Genomic DNA, 20,164 nt, shown 5'->3' with positions numbered 1-20,164 from the left:
AGTCAAACTGTTCAACTTATCGCCTTATAAAATTTATATTTTACGGACTAGCGTTGTATCTTTTGCATCACGAACATCCCTCGGATATACACCTGATCCTTTGTCTTTATCTAAATCTAAGTCCGCTTTTAACTTATATGCAGACCAGACTAACTTTGCACAATTTTTATCACCATAATGGTCTGTTTTACGGTTAGTTGCGAAATTGTAAGAGTAGTCATCTTTACCTACTCGACTGTATGCCCAATCGGCAGCTGCATTACGTTTAGCAGTTGTAGTGTTAACCGATCTGACTTGTGCATCTCCTTTGTCTACCTTTCTATCTAAGTAATCTAATTTTCGAACTCCCACTTTTGGAACAGATTCGACTACTTTTTCAGCACTATAATACATTCCTACATGTCCATGATTTAAATAAGCAGTTTGTGATGCCGTATAGTAAATCTGGCCTTTTACTCCTGTTCCAACCGAAACAGTACCACCACCACCCCCTCTAGCTTGCAATTTTTTTTCTGACAATCCCTGAGCTTCGTTTTGTTTAAGCTCACTAAAAAGTTGTTCTAATATAGCTTCTTGCGTATCACCAGTGTTTTTAGAAATGGATTCTACGTCCTTTAACAGTTCTTTTTCTGTAACATTCGGTTGTAATGCTAAAATTTCTTTTACATAAGGTAAATCGTTTGTACTAGCATAGCTAATAGGGGTTGCAGTTAATACTAGACTTGCAGATAAGACACTTACTCCGAGTAATTTTTTCATTTAAACATCTCCTTTTACAAATAATTTTCTGTATTTGAAATAGAGAGTGATATGTGTTGTTTATTAATTTTACTGTCGAATCATTCATCACAATTCTATACAAGAATATTATATAAGGAAAAGTTTACTAATATTTACTAAATTTTAGTCTCTTTTGTGACACTTTTTTAGTTCTTGAAATGTGGATAAACAAAATTCAATCCGTAATAGTACAGAGTAAAGTGAAAGATAAAGCTAGAAATTTTTAAAGATAACTCGCAAATTTGAGAGCTTTTAGGCGAAGGCAGAGGGCGTAGTTGCAATTATATTTTACTAAAATTGGCTACTACGACGAGCTTGCTACACTGTTGCCAACTTATACTTTCTTAATGCGTAAAAAAATCTACAACCTAAGTCGTAGATTTTAAGATTTTTTATTTGTTTCATTTAATTTATTTTCTAAAAATTCTTGAGATTTTCCTTTTAGAATACTCAAACTCTTAAATTCGTCATTTTTTATTAACTTAGCTATATAAACAATTTGACCAATATGATATCCGTAATGACTAATTTGTCTATGTATTGCTTGCAATACAGTATGATCTTCACCACGAATTTTAATCGTTTTTAATACATCTTCTTCTTGTAGACTCTCTAGCGTGTTAAAAACAACATTCCATCCTTTATTCCAATCAGCTAATAACTCATCCTTTGATTGGTAAATACCCTCGAACTCAACATCACGATTTCGCCATGGTTTTTCACCATCCGTCGTGAGAAAATCCGTCCATCTAGAAATCATATTACCACTTAAATGCTTTACAATTATAGAAATACTATTCGATTCACTAGATGGTTGTAAGTGCAACTCCTCATAATTTAGCTGATCCATCGAACGATCACCAAGATTTTTTATCCCTTTGAATTCCTTTAAACTATTCGAAAGAAATTGTTTTGCGATTGACATACTTGACCCTCCTTTTAAAGTTTCTTTCAATCAATTGTATGAATAGTTTAAAAACTTATTAATTATTTATCAAATAATTTGTTTGGGTATAGGGTGTGAAAGAACAGTAATTTAGTTAGATTTTCAGGTGAAAATTTATCATTTTGTATGATTTTTCATGTGAATCCTGATCATTTTAGCCGGTTTAAAGTTTGGTAGATTATTATATGAATTTACTATTGAGAAGCAGTCATTGCAGTCCACTTTTTTTATTTGCACTTTCAATCGATTTATTTGCAGTCCACTTAATGCACTGCCACCTCATTATTTGCATCCCAAATTCACCCCACAAAAAAAAGATGACTCAAAAAAGTCATCTTTCCTATTCTAAGTATTAAACTTCAACAGTCATCCAGCTAGCATCTTGTGGATTTTTTCTCCATGCAGTTAGTTTTGCTACATGTTCTGCTTCGATTGAGCCTTGTTCTTTTGCAACTTCAACTAGTGTGTCATAGTCAGTTAGAGAATAGTATGTTACGTCGTTTGCATCGAACTTCTCTACTGCTGCTGGAAGATTGTATGTGAAGATTGAGACTACGCCTAGTACTTCGCAGCCCGCTTCGCGTAAAGCTTCAACGCATGTAATTACGCTGCCGCCGGTTGAGATTAAATCTTCTACTACTACTACTTTTTGTCCAGTTTTAATTGGGCCTTCAATTTGGTTTCCTTTGCCGTGGCCTTTTGCTGAGCTACGTACATAAACCATTGGTAATTCCATTAAATCACTTGTCCAGGCTGCGTGTGGAATTCCAGCAGTTGCAGTTCCAGCGATTACATCTACGTTAGCAAATTTAGTTTGGATTAGTTCTACTAAGCCTTTTGCAATGTTTTTACGAATTTCTGGATAGCCAAGAGTTAGGCGATTATCACAATAGATTGGAGATTTGATTCCTGATGCCCAAGTAAATGGAGTTTCAGGTTGAAGGCTTACAGCCCCAATGCTTAATAAGTTTGCTGCGATATTCTTTTTCATATTGTTACGCCCTCCCATTGTGCAATTACTTCTTCATATGCTTCTACTGGATTTTCGCTTTTTGTAATACTGCGTCCTACTACAATATAGCTACTTCCAAATTGTCTAGCTTTCGCTGGAGTTGTTACTCGTACTTGATCATCTACACTATTATCTGCTAGGCGAATACCAGGTGTTACAGTAAGGAAGTTCTCTCCTTCAACTGCTGCTTGAACTAACTCTACATCAAGTGGAGAGCAAACTACACCGTCAAGACCGCTTTCTTCTGTTATAGCAGCATATAGTTTAATCGAATCCTGTAAAGAAGAAATGCCTTGTTCATGGATTACTTGTTCTTCTGAAGTGCTTGTAAGTTGAGTTACTGCAATTAGTAAAGGTCTTTTTTTACCAGCTGGAGTGCCTTCTTCTAGACCTTCTAATGCTGCCTTCATCATTTTCGTTCCACCAGCTGCATGAACATTAACCATGTCTACTTCTAGAGATGCGATATTTTTCATTGCATGTTTTACTGTATTTGGAATATCATGAAGTTTCAAATCTAGGAAGATTTGATGTCCTAATTCTTTTAATTCCTTTATGATCGCTGGACCCTCTTTGTAAAATAGCTCCATCCCTACCTTTACATATAGAGATTTTTGAAATTTTTTTACAAAATTCATTACTTCATCTTTTGATGAAAAATCAAGCGCGATGACCACTTGTGATGACATGTTGTTTCCAGCTCCTTCCAATACATTCTTCAATTGACTGATATCCATATTTGTGTAGCACTTCAGGTAGTTCATCTATGATTGTTGGACAAACAAATGGATCAACAAAGTTTGCCGTACCTACACCGATTGCACTTGCTCCTGCTAAGAAAAACTCTAGTGCATCTTCTGCATTCATAACCCCACCCATTCCGATGATTGGGATGTTTACTACTTGGCTCACATCATGAATCATACGAATTGCTACTGGTTTTATTGCAGGACCTGATAATCCACCAGTTTTATTAGCTAAAATTGGTTTACCAGTTCTTAAATCTAATCTCATCCCTAGTAATGTATTGATCATTGTTAAACCATCTGCTCCTGCATTTTCAATTGCTTTTGCGATTTCAACAATATTGGTTACATTCGGAGATAATTTTACGTATAGCGGAACTTCGCTTACTTCTTTAACTTTCTTAGTTACTTCAGCCGCTGTTGCAGCATCCGTTCCAAATGCAATCCCACCACATTTTACGTTTGGACAAGAAATATTTAATTCTAGTGCTTTTACATTACTTACTTTTGAAATTTCTTTTGCGACTGTTACATAGTCTTCAATAGTAGATCCAGCAATATTTGCAACGATTGGTACATCATAATTTGATAACCATTTTAATTCACTATCAATTACTTTTTCTAAACCAGGATTTTGAAGTCCAATCGCATTTAACATCCCCGCTTGAGTTTCAGCTACACGAGGTGTTTCATTTCCGTATCGCGTTTCAACTGTTGTTGCTTTTATCATAATAGCTCCAAGAATACTTAGATCGTAAAGATTTGCAAACTCTCTACCAAATCCAAAGCAACCAGAAGCTGGCATAATAGGATTTTTTAAATCTAAGCCAGGAAGTTTTGTTTGTAATGAAATCATAGTACTACCTCCTCAGCTTGGAATACTGGTCCATCGCTACAAATTTTACGATATGACCCGTCTTCAGTATGGCATACACATGCGAAACAAGCTCCGATTCCACAGCCCATTCGTTCTTCAAGTGATATATAGCCATCCTTCATACCTTTATATTGCTGTTGCAAAGCTTTTAACATCACAGTTGGACCACATGCAAAGTATTGATCAAATTGAAGCTCTTTTTCACGAATTACATCTGTTACGAATCCTTTCGTACCTAGAGTTCCATCTACCGTTGCCATAAAGGTTGGTCCTAATTCCGAAAATTCTTTTTCATAAAAAGCTACGTTACTTGATGCAAATCCTAACACATGAATTACATTTACACCACGAGCTTTAAATTGCTTCGAAAGTTCATACATCGGAGGTACTCCAATTCCACCACCAACTAGTAGTGCTGTATCTCCTTCTGAAAGAGTTTCAACATCATAACCTTGACCTAGAGGACCTAACACATCAACTTGTTGTCCAACGCTTGCTTCTTTTAAAAGCTTCGTTCCTTCACCTTCAGCTCGGAATATCATCGTGAACTCACTTTTCTCTTTGTCGATCGAACATATACTGATTGGTCTTCTTAATAGTGGCGTTAGTCCACCAGTCACTTTTATATGGACGAACTGCCCAGGAGAGTGCATCTCCTGAACTAGTTCACCTTTTAATGTCATTTCGACAATTTGATGGGCAATTTCTCTGTTTGAGACAATTGTCATGAGTTCCTTTTTTATCATACTAATACGCCAGCCTTCATTTCTTTGTTTGGTAGTGCAGAAGTTGAGAATGTTAAGCTTTCAATTACTGATAATATTGCAGTCGCTGTATCTAGTGAAGTTAAGCAAACTACTCCGTTTTCAACTGATTCACGACGAATTCTGAATCCATCACGAGCTGGTTTTTTACCTTTTGTTAATGTATTGATAACAAACTGTGCATCTCCACGCTTGATCATATCTAGCATATTGTCTTCATGCTCGTTAATTTTGTTTACCGCTTTTACTGGTACACCGTGGTTTTCTAAATGATTTTTAGTTCCTTCTGTACCGAATACTGTAAATCCAATTTCATGGAATCGTTTTGCGATATTTACTACTTCTTCTTTATCTTTATCAGCTACTGTAATGATTACTGAACCGTGTGTTGGGATTTGCATTCCCGCAGCAATTAGTGCTTTGTATAATGCTTTTTGAAGACTTACATCTTTTCCCATTACTTCTCCAGTTGATTTCATTTCAGGGCCTAATGTTATATCTACTGAGCGTAGTTTAGCGAATGAGAACACTGGTGCTTTTACATATACTTCATTTCCTTCTGGGTGGTAGCCTGTTGCATATCCGAATGAAGCTAATGTTTGACCTAAGATTACTTTTGTTGCGATATTCGCCATTGGTACATTTGTAATTTTACTTAAGAATGGTACTGTACGGCTTGATCTTGGGTTTACTTCTAGTACGAATACTTCATCTTTATCTGTTACAACAAACTGGATGTTAAGTAAGCCTTTGATATTTAAGCCCTTTGCTAGTTTAATTGTATAGTCGATTAATTTTTCCTTCGCAGCCGCTGATACATTTTGTGTAGGGTATACTGCGATTGAATCTCCTGAGTGAACTCCAGCACGTTCGATATGCTCCATAATACCAGGGATGTATACATCGATTCCGTCAGAGATTGCATCTACTTCAATTTCTTTTCCAGTTAAGTAACGGTCAACTAGTACTGGATGTTCTGGATTGATTTTAACTGCATTTTGCATGTAGTGAAGAATTTCTTCACGGTGGTAGACAATCTCCATCGCACGTCCACCTAGTACATATGATGGTCTTACTAATACTGGATAACCAATTTCATCGGCGATATCAGCTGCTTCTTCAGGTGTCATTGCTGTTTTACCAAGAGGTTGTGGTACACCTAATTGTTGAAGTGCTTCTTCAAACTTGTCGCGGTCTTCAGCACGATCTAAATCCTCAAGTGAAGTTCCAAGAATTTTCACACCACGTTCTACTAATTTGCCTGCAAGGTTAATTGCTGTTTGACCACCGAATTGAACAACTACTCCCATCGGTTTTTCTAAATCGATAATGTGCATAACGTCTTCAATTGTTAATGGCTCGAAATACAGTTTGTCTGAGATACTGAAATCAGTTGAAACTGTTTCTGGGTTGTTATTAATAATGATTGCTTCGTATCCAGCTTCTTTAATTGCTCTTACACAATGTACTGTTGCATAGTCAAACTCGATCCCTTGACCGATTCGAATTGGACCAGAGCCAAGTACTACTACGCTTGTTTTATCAGTCACGATTGATTCGTTTTCAATTTCATATGTTCCGTAGAAGTATGGTGTTGTAGATTCAAACTCAGCTGCACATGTATCAACCATTTTATAGACTGGAATGATTTGATTTTGTTTTCTAAATTCGTATATTTCTTTATTTGTAGCATTCCATTGTGATGCGATGTAATCATCACTGAAGCCCATTTTCTTAGCTTTTAACAGTACCTCTAGTTCAAAATGGTTATCTTTAACTTGTTTTTCCATTTTAATGATGTTTTCAATTTTGTGTAGGAAGAAGAAATCAATTTTAGTAATATCGTGTATTTCTTCTAATGTCATACCAGTTCTCATTGCTTCAGCAACAATGTATAGTCTTTCATCGTCAGCTTTTGCCATGCGAGTAATCATTTCTTCTTTAGAAAGTTCTTTTACTGCGTTAAGCTCGATGTGACTTATTCCTAATTCAAGAGAGCGTACTGCTTTTAATAATGACTCTTCTAGTGTTCTACCGATTGACATTACTTCTCCAGTTGCTTTCATTTGAGTTCCTAACTGGCGGTTTGCCGTTTCAAACTTATCGAATGGCCAGCGTGGAATTTTTGATACGATATAGTCTAATGCTGGCTCGAAGCAAGCATAAGTTTTCTTTGTAACTGGGTTAATCATTTCATCCAATGTTAAGCCTACTGCGATTTTTGCTGCTAATTTTGCAATCGGATAACCTGTTGCTTTTGAAGCAAGCGCACTTGAACGTGATACACGTGGATTTACTTCGATTACATAGTATTGGAAACTATCTGGATCTAGTGCAAGCTGTACGTTACATCCACCTTCAATTCCTAATGCACGAATGATTTTTAATGATACATTTCGTAACATTTGATATTCGCGATCACTTAATGTTTGAGATGGAGCGATTACGATTGAATCTCCTGTGTGAACACCAACTGGGTCGATGTTTTCCATGTTACATACTACAATCGCATGATCATTTGCATCACGCATTACTTCATATTCGATTTCTTTAAAACCAGCGATACTTTTTTCTAATAAACATTGTGTCACTGGACTATTTTTTAATCCGCTTGCTACAATTTCTTTTAAATCTTCTTCATCATTACAAATTCCTCCGCCTGTTCCTCCAAGAGTAAAGGCAGGTCTTACGATAACTGGGTAGCCAATTTCTTCTACGAAGTCATATGCTTCTTCTAAAGTATGGATGATTGTACTTTCTGGTACTGGCTCGCTTAAGTCGTTCATTAATGTTCTGAAAAGGTCGCGATCTTCTGCGCGGTTAATCGCTTCTAGAGTTGTTCCTAAAATTTTTACTCCACACTCTTTTAATACGCCAGATTTATCTAATTCTACCGCTAGGTTAAGTCCTGTTTGACCTCCTAATGTTGGTAGAAGTGCATCTGGGCGTTCTTTACGAATGATTCGACTAACGAAATCTACTGTTAGTGGTTCGATGTATACTTTATCAGCTGTTTGTACATCCGTCATAATTGTTGCAGGGTTTGAGTTTACAAGAATTACTTTGTATCCTTCTTCTTTCAATGCCTGACAAGCCTGTGTTCCAGCATAGTCAAATTCTGCTGCTTGACCGATTACGATTGGTCCTGATCCGATTACTAAGATTGTTTTAATGTCTACGCGTTTTGGCATTGTAAGTTCCCCTCTCGTTTCTGTGCTTCCATCATGCTGATAAATTCGTCAAATAAATAGTTTGCATCTTCTGGTCCAGGTGATGCTTCTGGGTGGTATTGTACTGTGAATGCTGGGTATGTTTTATGTTTAAGTCCTTCTACAGTTCCATCATTTAGTGCAACATGTGTTACTACTAAATCAGTTCCTTCAATTGAATCCGTTTCTACTGCATAACCGTGATTTTGTGAAGTGATTGCTACTTTTCCTGTTTCTAAATGTTTAACTGGATGGTTCGCTCCACGGTGACCGAATTTAAGTTTTGAAGTATTTCCACCATTTGCTAGAGCGAATAATTGGTGACCTAAGCAAATTCCGAATAATGGTACTTTACCTACTACTTCTTTAATCATTTCGATTGCTACTTGAACATCTTTTGGATCTCCAGGTCCATTACTTAACATAATTCCATCTGGAGCCAGTAAGAATATTTCTTTTGCTGAGACGTTATAAGGTACAACTGTAACGTCACATTTACGGTTTGTTAATTCTCTTAAAATACCGTGCTTCATACCGAAATCTACTAAAACCACTCGGTGTCCTCTACCTGGACTTCTATATGGCTTTTGTGTTGAAACTCGCGCAACATGGTTTGTAAATAGTGGTGTATTTGTTAGTTCTGCAACTACTTCATCAACATTTGCTTCCATGCTGCAGAATTTACCTTTCATCGTTCCAACTTCACGAAGCTTTTTCGTTAACATACGTGTATCGATTCCTGCTAAACCTGGAATTCCTTTATCTTTGCAATATTGATCTAAGCTCATTTTGTTTCGGAAATTTGATGGATGCTCAGCATATTCTTTTACAATTAAGCCATGTACTGCTGGTACGATGCTTTCAAAATCCTCTAAGTTGATACCATAGTTCCCTACTAAAGGGAAAGTGAATGTTACGATTTGTCCACAGTAAGATGGGTCAGTTAATACCTCTTGATATCCTGTCATACCTGTTGTAAATACGATTTCTCCTGTTGTTTCAACTTCGCTACCAAATCCTTCTCCTACAAAAACTGTTCCGTCTTCTAATATTAATTGACGCATCATACTGTTAGTTCCTCTCTTTCATATACTAATTTGCCATTTACCATTGTCATTACTGGCCAACCTTTACAGTTCCAACCATTAAATGGAGTGTTTTTACCTTTTGAAAGGAATGTTGTTGAATCGATTTCCTCTTCTAACTCTAAGTCGATTACAGTTAGGTCTGCTACCGCTCCAACTTCAATTTTTCCTCTATTTAAGTTAAAAACTTCAGCAGGTTTAGTTGTTAAAAAGTTTATTACTTGTTGTAAAGTCATTTTACCTGTTTCAACAAAATGAGTGTTTAATAATGGAAAAGCAGTTTCTAACCCTACAATTCCAAACGGTGCTAATTGCATTCCTTGAGCTTTTTCCTCTTCTGTATGAGGTGCATGATCTGTTGCAATCATGTCGATTGTTCCATCAAGTAATCCTTCGATTAATGCTTCTCGATCGACTGCACTTCTTAATGGAGGATTCATTTTGAAATTTGTGTCTAAGCCTGGGATATCATCTTCACAAAGAATTAAATGGTGTGGAGAAACCTCAGCCGTTACATTAATTCCAGCACGTTTTGCATCGCGTACTACTCTTACTGATTCTTTCGTACTGATATGGCAAACATGATAGTGACAACCTGTAGCTTCAGCTAATAATACATCTCGAGCAATTTGAACACTTTCACAAATTGAAGGAATTCCATTTAAACCATTTTCTTTTGAAAACTTACCTTCATGGACACAACCTTTTTGAATCAGTGTGTTTTCTTCACAGTGTGCAACGATTGATACATTTAGTTCAGCCGCTTTTTGCATTGCTTTGTACATCATTTCTGCAGATTGCACTCCTACACCATCATCTGTGAATGCAAAAGCTCCATTTTCTTTTAAGACTTCAAAGTCTGTTTGCTCTTCACCAGCTTGTCGGATCGTAATTGATGCATATGGTAATACGTTAACGACTGCTGTTTCTTCTATTTTTTTGTTTAATGCGCTTAGGTGCTCGATTGTATCTGGTACTGGTCGAGTATTTGGCATTGCAGCAATTGTTGTAAATCCTCCTCTTGCCGCTGCCTTCGTACCTGTTTCGATTGTCTCTTTATGTTCACCGCCCGGCTCACGAAGATGCACATGAACATCTATTAAACCTGGTGAAAGCAATTTGCCATCTAATTCAATTTGCTTTGCATCTTCATCAACGATTGTTTCAGCGATTACTGAGATTTTTCCATTAACTACTAATACGTCTCGATTTAGAAGTTCACCATTTTCTTGTAAGATGACACCGTTTTTAAACAAGTACTTCATTTTTCATCTCTCCCCATACTGTTGGTAAGGCTCTTTTTAACACAGCCATTCGTACAAATACTCCGTTTTCCATTTGCTTGAAGATTCTTGATTGCTTGCATTCAACTAATTCACTTGCAATTTCAACATCTCGATTAAATGGCGCTGGATGCATGATAATGCTTGTAGATTTCATTTTTTCTGCTCTTTCAACTGTTAGGCCATGCTTTTGTAAGTAATTTTCCATTATGTGATTTGTTTCTTCGTCGTGTCTTTCATGCTGAACTCTTAATAGCATCATGACATCAACTTCTTCGACTAATTCATCTAAATTTTTATATGTTCCATAAGTATTTTTATCATCTTTCCATTCATCAGGACTTGCGAAGTATACTTCTGCTCCTAATCTAGTTAGTGCTTCAGCATTAGAGCGTGCAACTCTTGAGTGTCTTAAATCTCCAACAATTGCTACCTTTAATCCTTCAAAGCTCCCAAATTCTTGTTTGATCGTTAGTAAGTCAAGTAGGCATTGCGTTGGGTGATTTCCACATCCATCGCCGGCATTCAGGATTGGCATTCCTGCATCTTTTATTTCTTGAAAATACTCGTCTTGTGTATGACGAATTACGACTGCTTCAACCCCAATTGCTTGAAGGGTTTTAACTGTATCATATAAAGTTTCACCTTTTTGAATACTTGAGCTTTCAACAGCTAGGTTTATAACTTCAAGTCCAAGTTTCTTTTGAGCTACCTCAAAGCTAAAGCGAGTTCTCGTACTATTTTCAAAAAACAAATTTGCAACAAATGTCTGACGTTTTAGGCTACTTATTTCTCCATTTGCAAAGCTTTGTGCTTCGTTAAGCAAATCTTGAATTTCTTCAATTGTTAAATCAGACATGGTTAATAAATGATTCATCCGTCATCCCCCTAAATGAATTTCATCTGTTTTATTTTTGGAGTCTTATCACTGTAAGAATGCCCCATTTAAAAGTCAATTATGAAGTTAAGCTCTTATCCTTATTTTCAATTGTACGATCGCCACCGATGTTTTCTGGTAGGACTAAATTTAGTACAACTCCAATTAAAGCTGATAAAGCCATTCCTTCTAATGCGAATTGATTCCCAATGTGTATTGCTGCTCCACCAATTCCTAGTACTAGGATGACTGAAGCGATAACTAAGTTACGTTGTTTAGCAAAATCAGTTTTGTTTTCTACTAGTACTCGTAATCCGCTTGATGCGATGATTCCGAATAGTAGGATTGAGATACCACCCATTACAGGTGTCGGGATTGAACTAATCACCGCTGAGATTTTTCCGCTGAATCCAAATGACATGGCCAAGATTGCAGCACCTATGAATACGTATACGCTGTAAGCTCTTGTGATTGCTAGAACTCCAATGTTTTCACCGTATGTTGTTGTTGTAGGTCCTCCAATTAAGCCTGCTATCATTGTTGAAACTGCATCTCCGAATAATGATTTATCTAATCCAGGATCTTTTATTAAATCTTTCTCTACGACACTTCCTAGTACAACTTGGTGTCCAATATGTTCAGAGATTGTCACGATTGCAACAGGTACAAAGATGATTAGTAGCTGGAAAGTGACATGTGGTGTGTAGTGAACAAATGGGACTGAGAAATCAGGAACTGCTATCAAATCTGCTTTTTTAATTTCCGTAAAATTTACTACTCCAAAGAAGATTGAAGTAATGTATCCACCGATAATTCCTACTAAGATTGGTATGACTGATAAGAAACCTCTTGTAAATAATGCTGTTATGATTGTGATTGCTAGTGTTATTAATGCGATTGTGATTGATGTTGAATTGTATTTGCCATCTGCACCATTCATTGCCATTCCAACCGCTACTGTTGATAAGCTTAATCCGATTACGATAATTACCGGCCCCACTACGATTGGTGGTAATACTCTGAATAACCATTTTACGCCAACTTTGTTAATGATTAGTGCGATTACTGCATAAATAATACCTGTGATGAAAACCCCTACGAACGCTGCACCAGGTTCTAAATTTGTTTTCGCGTAGATCATCGGAGCGATGAAGGCGAATGATGATCCTAGGTAAGATGGTACTTTACCTCTTGTAATTAGTACGAACACGATTGTTCCAATCCCACTTGAAATGAGTGCGATTGAAGGATTTATGCCGATTAAGATTGGTGCTAATACTGTCGATCCAAACATTGCGAATAAGTGTTGTAAACTTAGGAAAATCCATTGACCTATATTCGGTTTTTCATTTATCTCTAGGACAGGTTTTTGTTTTATCATGTTGTTTCCTCCAATTTTCCCAATAAAAAAACTCTTTGTGATTTGTACACAAAGAGTCCAAGTGCGTTGCTTCAAATAAGGCAGCAACTAACTAGACCCTTTGTTAGCCTCTCTGGACCAATTTTAAAAGGGACTTCTATTTTTCAAATATACTTACTTTATCGTGGTCATCTGTTTCCTTTAATGCTACGACTACTTTTTCATTACTCGAAGTTGGAATATTTTTCCCAACATAGTCTGCTCTTACTGGAAGTTCACGATGTCCTCGATCTACTAAAACTGCTAATTGTATTTGTGCCGGTCTACCTAAGTCCATAACAGCGTCCATTGCGGCACGAACTGTTCTACCTGTGTAAAGCACATCATCAACTAAAATTACTTTTTTGTTTGTTAAGTCTACTGGAACATTTGAACCCTTCACTAATGGTTCTTTGTTTTCTGTCTTTGTCGATAAATCATCTCGATAAAGAGTAATATCTAAATCACCCATGATTACGTCTTTACCTTCAATCTGTTTAATTCTTTCAGCAATTCGTTTTGCTAGATAAACACCTCTTGTTTTAATACCAACCAAAACAACATTTTCAATACCTTTGTTATTTTCTAACATTTCATGTGCAATTCTTGTTAAACCACGTCTGATCGCTAGTTCGTCTAAGATGATTGCTTTTTCAGTCATTTACCTTACCTCCTACTTTTATAGTGTAGAAGCAAAAAACCCTCTTGCCCGATGGACAAGAGGGTAGCGCAAAAGGATACAATTATCCCTTTTCTTTTTTCCGCTTCCTTCTCAACCTCACGGGGTTGTGTTAAAGGTTCATTCAACTGTCCTCATTATGACCTATGTTACAATCATTGTCAACAGTTATCTGCGTAATTGTTCAATAATATTTTCTAGTACTTCTGGTACAGGTGCTGAAAACTCAATATACTCATTTGTTCTTGGATGATTAAATCCTAAAACAGCTGCATGTAGTGCTTGACCATCTATATCTAATGTTTTACGTGGTCCATATTTAGGATCACCAGCTAACGGATATCCTATGTATTTCATATGAACACGGATTTGGTGTGTACGGCCTGTTTCAAGCTGACATTCAACTAAAGTAAACTCATCAAATCGCTCTAATACTCTAAAATGAGTCACTGCTTCTTTACTATTATCTTCAGTAACCGTCATACTTTGACGATCACTTTTATCTCGTCCGATTGGCGCATCGATTGTGCCTTCTTCATGCGGAATTACCCCATGTACAATCGCAATATACTTACGTACAGTGGTTTTTTGACGTAATTGCTCTGCAAGCTTTTCATGAGCTACATCATTTTTTGCAACCATTAATAAACCTGAAGTATCCTTATCGATTCGATGTACAATACCAGGTCTTAATATACCATTTATGCCAGATAAATCTTTACAATGATACATTAATGCATTCACTAAAGTACCCGTTTCATGACCTAATGCAGGATGAACTACCATTCCACGTGGTTTATTTACGACAATAACATCCGCATCCTCATAATAAACATCCAGTGGAATATTCTCTGCTATTACTTCTAATGGCTTTGGATCAGGTACTGAAACTGATATTTCATCGCCCTGTTTTACTTTATAATTACGTTTAATTTTTTCACCGTTCACTAATACAAAATCGTCTTTTAACCATGTTTGTACTTGTGACCTTGACCACTCATCATTTTGAGTTGCAATAAACGTATCGATTCTTTCTAAATGTTGATCCTCTTGAACTGTAAAAGCAAAAACTGTCATTTCTTAACTCCTCTTTTATCTTCCAATAAAGTAATAATAAATAATAAAATAACACCTACACAAAGTGCTGAATCGGCGATATTAAACACTGGGAAATCATAATTAAAAATATAAACGTGAATAAAATCAACTACTTCTTTACGGAAGAATCGATCAATAAAATTACCTATTGCACCACCTAAAACTAATCCTAAAGATAAACCAAGGAATCGATCTCCTTTTGCGTGCTTTTGAATAAAGTAAATCACTGCTACCACAAAGACTAAAGTAATTAAATAGAAGAAGCCCATTTTACCTTGGAGCATTCCCCAAGCCGCTCCTTGATTGCGATGTGATGTTATGTAAAAAATATTTTTAATAATCTCAATATTTTCTCCTAAATACATCTTCTTTAATACAGCAAGTTTTGTCAGCTGATCAATTAAAATGACAATTAACGCAATAATATATGCCAAATTTATCCCCTACCTTATTAGATATCTCATCAAATTTTAGCATAGGGGAAACGTTTATACAATGAATAGTATTAGTAATGATTTCTTACAAAACTAAAATCCTCCAACGTTCGTCCTGTTGGAAGCACTTTTAACTTTTCAATTGGAATAGCTTGCCCAGTTACTTCACAATAACCAAATAATCCATGGTCAATTTTTTGCAAGGCAATCTCAATATCATATAAATCATTTTGCATGTCTTCAACGAGAATATGATGTTTATTGGTCTCCTCGAAAATTGAATGATGCTGCTCAATATCAGTAGAACTTATTGGTTCAGAAAATAAACGATGTAGCAATTCATTTTTAATTAGTTCGAGCTCTTGTTTAATATAGAAAATTTCATTGCTCCTCATCTTCTTCACTCCCAATTTTTTTTATGTAAAAATACTTTTCCCTCAAACTGAAGTCCATAATAGGTGAAACTTTTTCCTTTAAAGGAAATGGCTAAAGATATTTCCATTCATAATTGTGATATAAAGTAATAATTGCTCTTAAAGAAAGATTTTTTATTTAAACTAAAAAAAGAAAACCCGCTTAGGCTCCATGTCCTTTTGCGGGTTTTCCTTATATCTTTCAAAAATTTCAATTAATGATTGAGTAGTATTATTAGTCTGTGAATTGTTGCGTCCAATAAGTTCCGACTTTACCTACTCCAAGTTGTTTAAAATTAAGGCTCATGATGTTCGCTCGATGGCCTGGTGAATTCATCCAATCAGTCATTACTTCATTTGCAGTTGTTTGACCATGTGCGATGTTTTCACCCTTGTATCCACCATTAAAGCTTAATGTTGAATGATACATATTGTTCGCATTACTCATTGTTTGTGACCATGCTTGAGCCGTTCCGTCCAGATAGCTAGATAGTGTTAATGGCTTTAATCCGCCTTTACCACGCTCGATATTTACTAAGTCTAAAATTTGTTGATGAATCGAATCATTTGAGCTTGCTGGTATAGTCGGGTTAGACGGTGTTGTAGTTGGATTTGCTGGTGTTGCTGGATTTGTTGATGGTACATATTTTACGTATTTTTTCAGAATAAATCTTGTCTTACCTTTATAGTTAACTTTTACAAACGTACTATTGTAACCTGAATAGTTAATTTTTTGATTTTTAGCTAGATATCCAACTGTTTTAGCACGATAGCTGGCTTTGTCTTTTACAGCTACTTTAGTAGCAGTTACTGCACCTGAAGTTGCTCCTGCATATGATCCTAATCCAAAAATCATTGGCGCTGCGATCGCAATTCCTAGAACAGTTTGAGTTACTTTTTTGATGTTTTTATTCAAATTGTATTCCCCCAATGTTTGATTTTAGTTGTTGTTATCGCTTACAAGAACAATGTTACATCAACACATACATACATACAATAAAAAATAAAAAAAGGAAGATTTTACCTAACGATCATCCTTTTTCATCTTCGAATTCTTTTCTATATTCTTCTTTAAGAATTTCTCTTACATCATCTCTTTTAATGAACTCTTTTACAAATTCTCTAATTCCTTGTTTTTTCATTTCTTCAAGGATTTCATTTCTAATTCCTTCAATATGAACGGACTGATCAATTTCTTTTTTGAGGATACCTTTAATATTTGGTTCCTTTATTCCTAACAGGTAATATGAGCGCTTGATACTTTGTTGTATACTTGAACGACTTTTCTGTTCTAAGTCAGCTATTTCTTGGTAACTATATCCTTTTTCCCTTAAATCTACTCTCTTCTTCATTAAATCAGTTAATTTATCCCAATTTGGATTATTTTCATGATTCATTATGTATTAACCTCTTATATCTTATTTTTAGTACTGTAAACATAAAATACACCAATACATACTTTTTTACAATTTTTGAAAAATGTTAAAACAAATCTAAATTTAAAAGAGCCGAAAGTTTGATCTTTCGGCTCTTGATTTTAATGCTGCACATTCAATTACATATCTTTTACAACACTTGCACAACGTAAGCAAAGGGTTGGGTGTGCTTCATCTTTACCAACTTCTTCAGTAACTACCCAGCAACGTTCACATGTTTCACCAGTAGCAGGAGTTACTTCGATACTTAATGTATCAAATTTTTGCGCTGTTTCAGGAGCTTGCTCATCGCTACTAGCAATTTCTACTTGAGAAACAATTAATAATTGTTTAAAGTCTTCATTTATAGAATTTAATAGCTCTGCTACTTCTGCATTAGGATAGATTTTCACTGCTGCAGTTAGCGATTTACCGATAACTTTTTCATTACGTGCAACTTCAAGTGCTTTTAATACGTCATCACGTAAATCCATGAATTTTTCCCACTTAGCTTCTAAGCTTTGAGTATCCCCGAAATCTTTAACATCTGGCATTTCAGTTAAGAAAATACTATCAACAGTAGTTCCTGCCATATGTGACCAAACTTCTTCAGATGTATGAGGTAAAATTGGAGCTACTAAACGAGTTAGTGCTTGTAATGACTCATGTAATACTGTTTGAATTGCTAAACGATCTTTATTCGTTTTTGGCTCGATATATAAAACATCTTTTGATAAATCAAAATAGAAAGAACTTAATTCTGTTGTACAGAAGTTTTGAATTGTGTGGTAAACATTTGCAAATTCATATTTCTCGTATGATTCACGAACAGTTTTAACCACATTGTTTAATTTAACTAGCATGTATTGATCTAATTCACGTAGCTCTTCATATTTTAAAGCATCTTGTTCTGCGTTAAATCCATCTAAGTTCCCTAGTAAGAAACGGAACGTATTACGGATTTTACGGTATACTTCAGCAACTTGTTTCATTAATGCGTCAGAAATACGAACATCTGATTGATAATCTACAGAAGCTACCCATAGACGTAAAATATCTGAACCATATTGATTCATAATTTTTGATGGTAGAACGATGTTTCCGATTGATTTACTCATCTTGCGGCCTTCACCATCTAATACGAAGCCATGACTTACTACAGCTTTATAAGGAGCTTGACCTGTTACAGCAACGCTTGTACTTAATGAAGAGTTAAACCAACCACGGTATTGGTCAGAACCTTCTAAGTAAATATCAGCAGGGAATGATAATTCCTCACGAGTGTTTAATACTGCTTGATGTGATGAACCACTATCAAACCATACATCCATGATATCTTTCTCTTTCGTAAAGTTACCATTTGGTGAACCAGGATGTGTAAATCCTTCTGGTAATAATTCTTTCGCTTCTTTTTCAAACCAAATATTTGAACCATGTTCTTTAAATAAGTTCGAAACGTGTTCAATCGTTTCCTCAGTAATAATTGCTTCTCCGTCTTCAGCATAAAATACTGGGATTGGAACTCCCCATACACGTTGACGTGAGATACACCAATCTCCACGATCACGAACCATGTTAAATAGTCGAGTTTCACCCCAAGCTGGGAACCAGTTAGTATCTTGAACAGCTTGCATTAATTGCTCACGAATTGCTTCGATTGATGCAAACCATTGTGCAGTTGCACGGAATATAATTGGTTTTTTCGTTCTCCAGTCATGTGGATAAGAGTGTGTGATAAATTGTAATTTTAATAAAGCACCTTTTTCTTCTAATGCTTTTGTAATTTCTTTATTAGCTTCATCATAGAATAAACCTTCAAAACCAGGAGCTTCTTTTGTTAGAACACCTTTTTCATCTACTGGACAAAGCACTTCTAAACCATATTGTTGACCTACACGGAAATCATCTTCACCATGACCTGGTGCAGTATGAACACAACCTGTTCCAGCGTCAGTTGTTACATGATCACCTAAAATAACGACTGACTGGCGATCATACAATGGATGCTTACAAATGATTCCTTCAAGTTCAGAACCATTAAAAGTCTTTTCAACTACTGCATCTTCCCAACCTAGTTCTTTTGCGACAGATTCTCTTAGCTCACTAGCAACTACGAACTTGTCACCATTTACAGATACTACATCATAGCTTAAGTCAGGATGTAAACATACAGCTAAGTTAGCCGGGATCGTCCATGGAGTTGTCGTCCAAATAATGAATTTCTCTCCACCGTTTAGAACGTCTTTCCCATTTTCAACTGCAAATGCAACATAGATTGATGCTGAACGCTTATCTTGGTATTCAATTTCTGCTTCTGCAAGTGCAGATTCACTTGATGGAGACCAATATACTGGTTTAAGACCTTTATAGATTAAACCTTTAGTAGCCATTTTACCGAATACTTTAATTTGTTCAGCTTCATATTCTTTTTCAAGTGTGATATATGGTCGGTCCCAATCACCTAAAATTCCTAAACGTTTAAATTGTTCTTTTTGACGGTCTACTTGCTCGTAAGCATATTCTTCACATAGTTTACGGAATTCTGCTACTGACATTTCTTTACGATTTACTTTTTTATTTGCTAATGCTTGTTCAATTGGTAAACCGTGAGTATCCCAACCTGGAACGTAAGGAGAACGGTATCCATTCATATTATAAAAACGAACAATGAAATCCTTTAATACTTTATTAAGTGCATGTCCCATATGAAGGTCACCATTTGCATAAGGTGGTCCATCATGTAATATAAATGACGGTTTTCCTTCGTTATGTTTTTGAACAGTTGCATAAATATCTTTTTTGTTCCACTCTTCTTGAATTTGTGGCTCACGTTGAGGTAAATTTCCTCTCATAGGAAATTCAGTTTTTGGCATAAGTAACGTATCTTTGTACTCCATTTGCTTTCCTCCATTTTTAAACTTAATTGATCTAAAGCTAGCCGTATTAGGCAAGTCAGCTACTCTATGCCAGCTTACTTTACATTTTTTAAATTCCACATTAACGCATTGTATCCATCTTACAAGCCTTTTATTAGTGGAGTTGTCTATTATGTATAATAAATCGTATAAGACGCAAAAAACCTTCCTCATCCCAAAAAAGGGACGAGAAAGGTTTCCCGTGGTACCACCCTAATTGACAATAAATTTC

The 20,164-nt window shown here is 35.8% G+C and carries 18 protein-coding genes and 1 other annotated feature (1 of these 19 cut by a window edge); all 18 genes read right to left on the bottom strand.

The genetic code is table 11. The annotated features are described in order from the left end of the window. Positions 1-33 precede the first annotated feature (33 nt). Entirely contained in the window at positions 34-759 is a 726-nt protein-coding gene (locus ABEY15_RS23075; protein ID WP_429892335.1) for a YiiX/YebB-like N1pC/P60 family cysteine hydrolase, read from the bottom strand. 403 nt (positions 760-1,162) lie between these two features. Next, positions 1,163-1,705 (bottom strand): DUF1572 family protein, encoded by a 543-nt coding sequence (locus tag ABEY15_RS23070; RefSeq protein ID WP_429892334.1) that lies wholly within the window; start codon positions 1,703-1,705, stop codon positions 1,163-1,165. Between the two features lie 373 nt (positions 1,706-2,078). Further along, positions 2,079-2,717, bottom strand: a complete 639-nt coding sequence (gene pyrE, locus ABEY15_RS23065) for an orotate phosphoribosyltransferase (protein WP_429892333.1) — start codon at positions 2,715-2,717, stop codon at positions 2,079-2,081. Further along, positions 2,714-3,427 carry an orotidine-5'-phosphate decarboxylase gene (gene pyrF / locus ABEY15_RS23060; protein WP_056471007.1) on the bottom strand — a complete coding sequence of 238 codons (714 nt, stop codon included), beginning with the start codon at positions 3,425-3,427 and terminating at the stop codon, positions 2,714-2,716. Before pyrF ends, pyrE begins: the two co-directional genes overlap by 4 nt. Beyond that, positions 3,399-4,340: a dihydroorotate dehydrogenase gene (locus ABEY15_RS23055; RefSeq protein WP_429892332.1), complete on the bottom strand. Its 942-nt coding sequence runs from the start codon at positions 4,338-4,340 to the stop codon at positions 3,399-3,401. The genes pyrF and ABEY15_RS23055 overlap by 29 nt, the downstream gene beginning before the upstream one ends. Continuing rightward, positions 4,337-5,107, bottom strand: coding sequence for a dihydroorotate dehydrogenase electron transfer subunit (locus ABEY15_RS23050; protein WP_056471012.1), 771 nt, complete (start codon positions 5,105-5,107; stop codon positions 4,337-4,339). Before ABEY15_RS23050 ends, ABEY15_RS23055 begins: the two co-directional genes overlap by 4 nt. Continuing rightward, the gene (gene carB, locus ABEY15_RS23045; RefSeq protein WP_429892331.1) at positions 5,104-8,316 is read right to left on the bottom strand and encodes a carbamoyl-phosphate synthase large subunit; all 3,213 of its coding nucleotides are present in this window, start codon (positions 8,314-8,316) and stop codon (positions 5,104-5,106) included. The genes ABEY15_RS23050 and carB overlap by 4 nt, the downstream gene beginning before the upstream one ends. Further along, complete coding sequence (locus tag ABEY15_RS23040; RefSeq protein WP_429892330.1) at positions 8,301-9,401, bottom strand: carbamoyl phosphate synthase small subunit; 1,101 nt, start codon at positions 9,399-9,401, stop codon at positions 8,301-8,303. Before ABEY15_RS23040 ends, carB begins: the two co-directional genes overlap by 16 nt. Next, positions 9,398-10,684, bottom strand: coding sequence for a dihydroorotase (locus ABEY15_RS23035; protein WP_429892329.1), 1,287 nt, complete (start codon positions 10,682-10,684; stop codon positions 9,398-9,400). Before ABEY15_RS23035 ends, ABEY15_RS23040 begins: the two co-directional genes overlap by 4 nt. Further along, positions 10,668-11,579 carry an aspartate carbamoyltransferase catalytic subunit gene (locus ABEY15_RS23030; protein WP_429892328.1) on the bottom strand — a complete coding sequence of 304 codons (912 nt, stop codon included), beginning with the start codon at positions 11,577-11,579 and terminating at the stop codon, positions 10,668-10,670. The genes ABEY15_RS23035 and ABEY15_RS23030 overlap by 17 nt, the downstream gene beginning before the upstream one ends. A gap of 79 nt (positions 11,580-11,658) precedes the next feature. Beyond that, positions 11,659-12,957 carry a solute carrier family 23 protein gene (locus ABEY15_RS23025; RefSeq protein WP_429892343.1) on the bottom strand — a complete coding sequence of 433 codons (1,299 nt, stop codon included), beginning with the start codon at positions 12,955-12,957 and terminating at the stop codon, positions 11,659-11,661. A 139-nt stretch (positions 12,958-13,096) separates the two neighbouring features. Beyond that, positions 13,097-13,639 (bottom strand): bifunctional pyr operon transcriptional regulator/uracil phosphoribosyltransferase PyrR, encoded by a 543-nt coding sequence (gene pyrR / locus ABEY15_RS23020; RefSeq protein WP_056471028.1) that lies wholly within the window; start codon positions 13,637-13,639, stop codon positions 13,097-13,099. Between the two features lie 186 nt (positions 13,640-13,825). Continuing rightward, a complete protein-coding gene (locus ABEY15_RS23015) occupies positions 13,826-14,734 on the bottom strand; it encodes an RluA family pseudouridine synthase (RefSeq protein WP_429892327.1) in 909 nt (302 codons plus the stop codon). Continuing rightward, entirely contained in the window at positions 14,731-15,189 is a 459-nt protein-coding gene (gene lspA / locus ABEY15_RS23010) for a signal peptidase II (RefSeq protein WP_419471617.1), read from the bottom strand. Before lspA ends, ABEY15_RS23015 begins: the two co-directional genes overlap by 4 nt. 71 nt (positions 15,190-15,260) lie before the next feature. Further along, positions 15,261-15,584: a TraR/DksA family transcriptional regulator gene (locus ABEY15_RS23005; protein WP_097975574.1), complete on the bottom strand. Its 324-nt coding sequence runs from the start codon at positions 15,582-15,584 to the stop codon at positions 15,261-15,263. A 253-nt stretch (positions 15,585-15,837) separates the two neighbouring features. Next, complete coding sequence (locus tag ABEY15_RS23000; RefSeq protein WP_429892326.1) at positions 15,838-16,518, bottom strand: CAP domain-containing protein; 681 nt, start codon at positions 16,516-16,518, stop codon at positions 15,838-15,840. A 115-nt stretch (positions 16,519-16,633) separates the two neighbouring features. Further along, positions 16,634-16,999 (bottom strand): hypothetical protein, encoded by a 366-nt coding sequence (locus tag ABEY15_RS22995; protein WP_429892325.1) that lies wholly within the window; start codon positions 16,997-16,999, stop codon positions 16,634-16,636. A gap of 158 nt (positions 17,000-17,157) precedes the next feature. Further along, a complete protein-coding gene (ileS, locus tag ABEY15_RS22990) occupies positions 17,158-19,914 on the bottom strand; it encodes an isoleucine--tRNA ligase (protein ID WP_429892324.1) in 2,757 nt (918 codons plus the stop codon). A gap of 197 nt (positions 19,915-20,111) precedes the next feature. Beyond that, positions 20,112-20,164: a binding site (T-box leader), on the bottom strand; it runs 171 nt beyond the window's last position.

The organism is Gottfriedia acidiceleris (assembly GCF_050457485.1).
In the GTDB taxonomy this organism is placed as follows: Bacteria; Bacillota; Bacilli; order Bacillales; family Bacillaceae_G; genus Gottfriedia; species Gottfriedia acidiceleris_D.
This window is presented reverse-complemented; position numbering and strand designations above follow the sequence as displayed.